At 54.7% G+C, this 7857-nt stretch carries 6 protein-coding genes; 4 read left to right on the forward strand and 2 right to left on the reverse strand.

Annotated elements, in window-relative coordinates; all coding sequences use genetic code 11:
* Positions 1-15: 15 nt before the first annotated feature.
* Together fadA and fadB are read right to left on the reverse strand one after the other, a co-directional pair.
* Positions 16-1179, reverse strand: a complete 1164-nt coding sequence (gene fadA / locus QMZ65_RS23595) for an acetyl-CoA C-acyltransferase FadA (protein ID WP_283216854.1) — start codon at positions 1177-1179, stop codon at positions 16-18.
* Between the two features lie 10 nt (positions 1180-1189).
* Positions 1190-3373 carry a fatty acid oxidation complex subunit alpha FadB gene (gene fadB / locus QMZ65_RS23600; RefSeq protein WP_283216855.1) on the reverse strand — a complete coding sequence of 728 codons (2184 nt, stop codon included), beginning with the start codon at positions 3371-3373 and terminating at the stop codon, positions 1190-1192.
* Between the two features lie 186 nt (positions 3374-3559).
* Here fadB and pepQ point away from each other — a divergent pair, with 186 nt between their 5' ends.
* From pepQ to hemG, 4 genes are read left to right on the forward strand one after another with little or no spacing between them, the layout of a single operon-like run.
* The gene (gene pepQ, locus QMZ65_RS23605; protein WP_283003550.1) at positions 3560-4891 is read left to right on the forward strand and encodes a Xaa-Pro dipeptidase; all 1332 of its coding nucleotides are present in this window, start codon (positions 3560-3562) and stop codon (positions 4889-4891) included.
* Entirely contained in the window at positions 4891-5508 is a 618-nt protein-coding gene (locus QMZ65_RS23610; protein WP_034827946.1) for an IMPACT family protein, read from the forward strand. Before pepQ ends, QMZ65_RS23610 begins: the two co-directional genes overlap by 1 nt.
* A gap of 26 nt (positions 5509-5534) precedes the next feature.
* Entirely contained in the window at positions 5535-6986 is a 1452-nt protein-coding gene (trkH, locus tag QMZ65_RS23615) for a Trk system potassium transporter TrkH (RefSeq protein ID WP_034827948.1), read from the forward strand.
* 18 nt (positions 6987-7004) lie between these two features.
* Entirely contained in the window at positions 7005-7541 is a 537-nt protein-coding gene (gene hemG / locus QMZ65_RS23620) for a menaquinone-dependent protoporphyrinogen IX dehydrogenase (RefSeq protein ID WP_283216856.1), read from the forward strand.
* Positions 7542-7857 lie beyond the last annotated feature (316 nt).

The following is a 7857-nucleotide window of genomic DNA, read 5'->3' on the forward strand; positions in this document are numbered from 1 at the left end:
ACGTGCTTCAACGTATTAAACGCGTTCGAACACCGTCGCGATCCCCTGGCCTAAGCCAATGCACATGGTCGCCAGACCAAATTGCGCATCACGACGTTCCATCAGATTGAGCAGCGTCGTGCTGATACGCGCCCCCGAACATCCCAGCGGATGCCCCAGCGCAATCGCGCCGCCATTCAAATTCACTTTCTCATCAAGCTGATCCAGCAATCCCAAATCCTTAATGCACGGCAGTGTCTGCGCGGCAAAGGCTTCGTTAAGCTCAAACAGATCAATATCCTGCACGTTTAATCCGGCACGCTTCAGTGCCAGTTTGCTGGCTGGCACTGGACCGTAACCCATGATGGAAGGATCACAGCCGACCACCGCCATGCTGCGAATACGTGCACGCGGGGTCAGGCCGAGTTCGCGCGCGCGGCTTTCACTCATGATCAACATGGCAGCCGCGCCATCGGAGAGTGCCGATGATGTACCCGCCGTAACGTTGCCGTTGACCGGATCAAACGCGGGACGCAGCGCAGCCAACCCTTCCAGCGTGGTATCTTCGCGGATCACTTCATCCGTTTCATAGCGTTTCAATACGCCGTCGGCATCGTGGCCATAGGTCGGCACGATTTCGCGTTTGAAATCGCCGCGTTGAGTCGCAGCCCAGGCGCGCTGATGTGAACGCAGCGCAAAGGCATCCTGTTGCTCACGGGTGATGTGATGCATGCGCGCCAGCATTTCAGCGGTTAATCCCATCATGCCAGCGGCTTTTGCCACGGTGCGGCCCAAACCCGGATGGAAATCAACGCCGTGGCTCATGGGCACATGGCCCATATGTTCGACGCCGCCAATCAAACAGCTGTGCGCATCGCCCACCATAATGGCGCGTGCCGCATCGTGCAGCGCCTGCATTGACGAACCGCATAAGCGATTCACCGTGCTGGCGGGCACGCGGTGCGGAATTTCGGCCAGCAGTGCTGCGTTACGCGCAATGTTGAAGCCCTGTTCCAGCGTCTGCTGCACGCATCCCCAAATGATGTCATCCAGAGAGGCCGGATCAACGCCGGGGTTGCGGCTCAGCAGTTCGCGCATCAGATGCGCCGAAAGATCTTCCGCGCGTACCTGACGAAACGCGCCGCCTTTTGAGCGTCCCATTGGTGTGCGCACTGCATCAACTATGACTACCTTTTCCATATTCATTACCTCAGGCACTTTGCAGTGTCGCTTCGTCAATCGGTTGGGCTGCGGGATACCAGCTTTGCTGTTGATGCGCTTTATGCACTAACAGTTCGGGTAACGCATACAGCGTGCCAAGGGAGAGATATCGTTTGGCCTGGTCGACAAGATTGCCGTTGCCGAGCGTGTCCATATAACGGCAGGCACCGCCACGGAACGGAGGGAAACCGAGGCCGTACACCAGCGCCATATCGGCTTCAGCCGGTGAGGCGATAATCTTCTCTTCGAGGCAGCGCACCACTTCATTGAGCATTGGCAGCATCATACGGTTAGCAATGTCCTCATCACTGAACACGCGTTTCGGCTCGCAAATCGGTTCCAGCAGCGCATCAACAGCCGGATCGGTTTTCTTCTGGGCTTTGCCTTTTTTATCTTGCTCCCAGCTGTAAAAGCCCAGGCCGTTTTTCTGGCCGTAGCGTTTGGCTTCAAACAGCACATCAATCGCGTCGCGGTAATCTTTCTGCATGCGGGAAGGGAAGCCTTGCGCCATCACCTGTTGTGCGTGATGGGCGGTATCAATGCCCACCACATCCAGCAACCAGGCCGGGCCCATAGGCCAGCCGAACTGTTTCTCCATCACCTTATCGATCTGACGGAAATCAGCGCCATCGCGTAGCAGCAGGCTGAAAGCAGCAAAGTAGGGGAACAGCACTCGGTTCACAAAGAAACCCGGGCAGTCATTCACCACGATCGGTGTTTTGCCCATCTTGCTGGCCCAGGCCACCACTTTACTGATGGTGGTTTCTGAGGTCTGCTCGCCACGGATGACCTCAACCAGTGGCATGCGTGGTACGGGATTAAAGAAGTGCATGCCGCAGAAATTTTCTGGACGCTGCAGCGATTGCGCCAGTTGGCTAATCGGAATGGTCGACGTGTTGGAGGCGAGTACGGCATCATCACGCAGATGTTGCTCGGTTTCTGCCAGCACTTTGGCCTTGATTTGTGGGTTCTCGACCACGGCCTCGACCACCACATCGGCACGTTCGAAACCGGCGTAATCCAGCGTGGGCTGAATCGTCGTGAGAACGCTCGCCAGTTTGGTACCGTTAATCTTGCCGCGTTCCAGTTGCTTGTTAAGAAGGTTGCTGGCTTCCGTCATCCCCAGCGTCAGCGCCTGCGGATTAATATCTTTCATTTTCACCGGCACGCCTTTCCATGCCGACTGATAAGCAATCCCACCCCCCATAATGCCTGCGCCTAACACGGCGGCCTGCTGCGGTGCACCGGCTGTGTTGCTGTGCTTTTTCGCCAGGCCTTTGACATATTGATCGTTCAGGAAGATACCGACCAGCGCGCGCGCCACATCGCTTTGTGCCAGCGGCACGAATGCAGCGGTTTCCAGTTTCAATGCATCGTCACGACGTAAACCGGATGCCGCTTCAATGGTTTTCACCGCGGTGATAGGCGCGGGATAATGCTTGCCTGCGGTTTGCATCACCATGCTTTTGGCAATGGTGAAGCTCATCGCCGCTTCAATCGGGCTGAGCTTCAGAGGCGCTAGTTTAGGTGCCCGGCGGGCCTGCCAGCTGCCTTGTGCCATCGCATCTTGCAGCATGGTGAGCGCTGCGGTGCGCAGTTTATCGCTGCTCACCACGGCATCGACCAAACCGAGTTGCAGGGCGCTGGTGCCATCAACATCTTTTCCAGCGGCGATGATCTCCAGTGCGCTATCAGCGCCGAGCAAACGTGGCAAGCGCACGCTGCCGCCAAACCCCGGCATGATGCCCAGTTTGGTTTCCGGTAAGCCGATGCGTGCAGCAGGCGTCGCGACGCGGAAATCTGTCGCCAGCACACACTCGCAGCCGCCGCCCAGCGCGTAGCCGTCAATCGCAGCGACAGTCGGCACCGGCAAATCTTCCAGGCGATTGAAGATGCTGTTGGCAAACGCCAGCCATTGGCTCAGCTTCTCTTCTGGCGCATCAAATAGCGACAGGAATTCGGTGATATCGGCACCGACAATGAATGCCGGTTTGGCCGAGGTGAGCAGCAGGCCACGCAACTCGGGCTGTTGCTCCAGCACGCTGAGTGCATCGCCCAATGAGGCAACTGTTTTGGTGTCGAGTTTGTTCACTGAACCGGGGGCATCGAAAATCAGCTCGGCAATGCCGTCATCAAGCCAGTGAACTGAAAGGGTATCGCCTTGGTAGAGCATGTCCGTCTCCTGAAACCGCGAAAGGTGATCTGGTCATACCAGATGAGTTGGAGTGTGGGCGGCATGTTAATTTTTTGCAAACAAGTCTTTGCTTATTTGATACGCCGATCACAGCGAGTGCAGCACGGCAACAGACTTGAGGCTGTGCTACACTGCGGCCAATTTCGCGATATCGGAGACAAGTCCATGGATTCACTGAAAACCCTGTATCACGCGCATATCAATACGCTGCAACAGCGAGCGCAACAGGTGCTGGCACGCTTTAAACTTGATGCGATGTTGATTCACTCTGGCGAGCTGTTAACCGTTTTTCTCGACGATCACGACTACCCGTTTAAGGTGAATCCGCAATTCAAGGCTTGGGTTCCTGTCACACAAGTGCCTAACTGCTGGTTATGGATCGATGGCGTTAACAAGCCAAAGTTGTGGTTCTACTCACCTGTGGATTACTGGCATAACGTCGAGCCATTGCCCAACAGCTTCTGGACTCAGGATGTTGAGGTGGTGGGCCTGAAAGATGCCTATGATATTGGGCAACTGCTGCCGGCTCAGCGCGACAATGTGGCTTATATCGGACCTGTGCCCTCCCGCGCCACACAACTCGGCATCAATAGCGATCGCGTGAATCCCAAAGGCGTGATCGACTTCCTTCATTACCATCGCAGCATCAAAACGGATTACGAACTGGCCTGTATGCGCGAAGCGCAGAAGCTGGCGGTTGCAGGACATCGCGCGGCGAAAGAAGCCTTCTTCTCAGGTATGAGTGAGTTCGATATCAACCAGGCGTATCTGACGGCGACTGGCCATCGTGATACGGATGTGCCCTACGGCAATATTATCGCGCTTAACGAACATGCTGCGGTGCTGCACTACACCAGGCTCGACCATCAGCCACCGGCGAAGCGCCACAGTTTCCTGATTGATGCGGGTGCGGAATACCTTGGTTACGCCGCCGACCTGACGCGCAGCTATGCAGCCCAAAGCAAATCGCGTTATGCCGAAATGGTAGAGGCGATGAATAAAGAAGAGCTGGCGCTGATTGCGACGTTGAAAGCGGGCGTGCGTTACACCGATTACCATTTGCAAATGCATCAGCGTATTGCCCGTCTATTGTTGAAGTTCGATTTGGTGAAAGGTCTGACCGAAGAGACGCTGGTGGCGGAAGACCTGACGGGTCCGTTTATGCCGCACGGTTTGGGCCATCCGCTGGGCTTGCAGGTGCATGACGTCGCAGGCTTTATGCAGGATGACAATGGCACGCACCTGGCGGCACCATCACAGTATCCTTATCTGCGTTGTACCCGCGTACTGGAGCCGGGCATGGTGCTGACCATCGAGCCAGGCTTCTACATTATCGATTCACTACTGGCAAAACTGCGTGGCGGCAAATACAGCCAGTACTTTGACTGGCAGGCGATCGACGCATTGAAACCGTACGGGGGTATTCGTATCGAAGATAATGTGGTGATTCATGCCAATCGCGTTGAAAACATGACGCGCGATCTGCATCTGGCCTGATGGATGCGTACGATATTCCCGCTGAGGCTGTGAGCCTCAGTGAGGAAACCATTAAGAAAAGCCGCTTTATGACTTATCTGGCGCATACCGTTGGCGTTGAGGCGGCGCGTGCTTTTGTCCAGCAGGTGAAGTTGGAACATCCTGCGGCGCGCCATCACTGCTGGGCGTGGGTTGCCGGTGCGCCGGATGATTCGCAGCAACTGGGTTTCTCCGATGATGGTGAGCCTTCTGGCACGGCGGGCAAACCGATGCTGGCACAGTTGATGGGTAGCGGCGTCGGTGAAATTACCGCAGTGGTAGTGCGCTATTATGGCGGCATCATGCTGGGTACCGGTGGATTAGTGAAAGCGTATGGCGGCGGCGTGCAGCAGGGGCTGAAGCAACTGATGCGTGCGCGTAAAGTGCCGATGCAATCTTTTACCTTGCAATGTGATTATGCCCAGTTGAGTGATATCGAGCGTCTGTTGCAACGCTTTGACGGCATCATTGAAGAGAGCCATTATCAGGATCGTATCGCGCTACGTCTGGCGTTGCCGCATCCGCAAATTGATGGCTTTCGGCAAAACCTTTCTGATTACAGCCGGGGCGCGCTGACGCTCATCCCGCTGGACAACTAAAAGCATCTGTTTAAAGGAACGGCTGAATGCATTTTCGCGCCATTACCCGCATCGTGGGACTGTTGGTAATTTTATTCTCGGTGACGATGATCCTACCGGGGCTGGTGGCCTTAATTTATCGCGATGGCGCCGGACGCGCGTTTAGCCAGACCTTTATGATGGCGATTGTGATTGGTTCGCTGCTGTGGTGGCCTAATCGCAAAAAGAAAACCGAACTTAAACCGCGCGAAGGGTTTCTGATCGTCGTGCTGTTCTGGACGGTGCTGGGTAGTGTGGGTGCGATGCCTTTCATTTTTGCCGAACAGCCGCACCTTTCGGTTACCGATGCTTTCTTCGAATCCTTCTCTGGGCTGACCACCACGGGCGCCACTACGTTGGTGGGCCTTGATACCTTACCGAAAGCGATTTTGTTCTATCGTCAGATGCTGCAATGGCTGGGCGGTATGGGGATCATTGTACTGGCGGTGGCCATCTTGCCGATTCTGGGCGTGGGTGGCATGCAGCTTTATCGTGCTGAGATGCCGGGGCCGTTAAAAGATAACAAGATGCGCCCGCGTATTGCGGAAACGGCTAAAACGCTGTGGCTAATCTATGTCTTACTTACCGTGGCCTGTGCGGTGGCGCTGTGGCTGGCGGGCATGCCGGTGTTTGATGCCATCGGTCACAGCTTCTCGACCATCGCGATTGGTGGCTTTTCTACACATGATGCGAGTATCGGCTACTTCAACAGTCCTACCATCAATACCATCGTGGCGGTGTTCCTGCTGATCTCGGGCTGTAACTATGGCTTGCACTTCTCTTTATTGAGCGGCCGCAGCCTCAAAGTTTACTGGCGCGATCCCGAATTTCGCATGTTTATTGGCGTACAGCTGACGTTAGTGCTGATCTGTACGGTAGTGCTGTGGTTCCACAACGTCTATGCCAGCGGTTGGCAAACATTGAACCAGGCCTTTTTCCAGGTGGTGTCGATGGCAACGACTGCTGGCTTTACCACCGATAGTATTGCGCGCTGGCCATTATTCCTGCCTGTACTGTTGCTCTGTTCGGCTTTTATCGGCGGTATGGCGGGATCGACTGGCGGTGGCTTGAAGGTGATTCGTATTCTGCTGCTGTTTAAGCAGGGGTCGCGTGAGCTTAAGCGTTTGGTGCATCCGAACGCGGTCTACACCATCAAGTTGGGTAATCGCGCACTGCCGGAGCGTATCCTTGAAGCGGTATGGGGATTCTTCTCTGCTTATGCGCTGGTGTTCTTACTCAGCATGCTGGCGATTATCGCGACGGGCGTCGATGACTTCTCCGCTTTCGCTGCGGTTGCCGCAACGCTGAATAACCTCGGCCCAGGCTTAGGTGTTGTAGCGGATAACTTCACGTCTATGAATGACGTCGCTAAGTGGATTTTGATTTTAACCATGCTGTTTGGACGCCTTGAGGTGTTCACACTGCTGGTCCTGTTCACCCCGACCTTCTGGCGTGAATAAGAGAAACAGGATTATCTAATGAAAGCATTGATTCTATATTCCAGCCGTGATGGGCAAACCCGTGAGATCGCAGCGCGTATTGCACAGACGCTAGCGCCGCAGCAGCTGTGTGACGTGATTGATTTACTGGAAGTACAGCAGGTTGAGTGGTCGCAGTATGATCGCGTGCTGATTGGCGCTTCAATTCGTTACGGACATTTCCATCCGGCATTAATGAAGTTTGTTACTCAGCATAAAGCTGAGCTGCATCAGCGCGTCAGTGGCTTCTTCAGCGTCAATCTTACGGCGCGTAAAGCAGATAAGTGCACGCCAGCAACCAACGCCTATACGCATAAGTTCCTGGAGCAGTCACCCTGGCAGCCAGATTGCTGTGCGGTGTTTGCCGGCGCGTTGCGTTATCCTCACTATCGCTGGTTTGACCGTGTCATGATTCAACTGATTATGCGTATGACGGGCGGTGAGACCGATACCTCTAAAGAAGTGGAATACACCGATTGGAATAAAGTGGCGGTTTTTGCCCAGGATTTTGTGCAGTTACCAGGCAAATCGTTGTGAAATAAAGCGTTGTGGCTAAATTTAGGTCGAACGATCATTTTTTTGCAATAAACCCTTGTCAGCCCCGAATAACTCCCTATAATGCGCCACCACTGAGACGGCAAAGCGGCAACGCAGACGGCTCAGCAGGGAGTGAAGAAATTCATCCCGCTGGAGAAAAACGCTGAAAAAAGTGTTTGACTCTGAAGGAGGAGAGCGTAATATACGCCACCTCGCAACAGCAGCTTAAGGCGCTGATTGCACCGCTCTTTAACAATTTATCAGACAATCTGTGTGGGCACTCGCAGGATTGATATCAGCGTCTCCGGACGTAAAA

This window comes from Pantoea sp. EABMAA-21, from assembly GCF_030053335.1.
In the GTDB taxonomy this organism is placed as follows: domain Bacteria; phylum Pseudomonadota; class Gammaproteobacteria; order Enterobacterales; family Enterobacteriaceae; genus Pantoea; species Pantoea communis.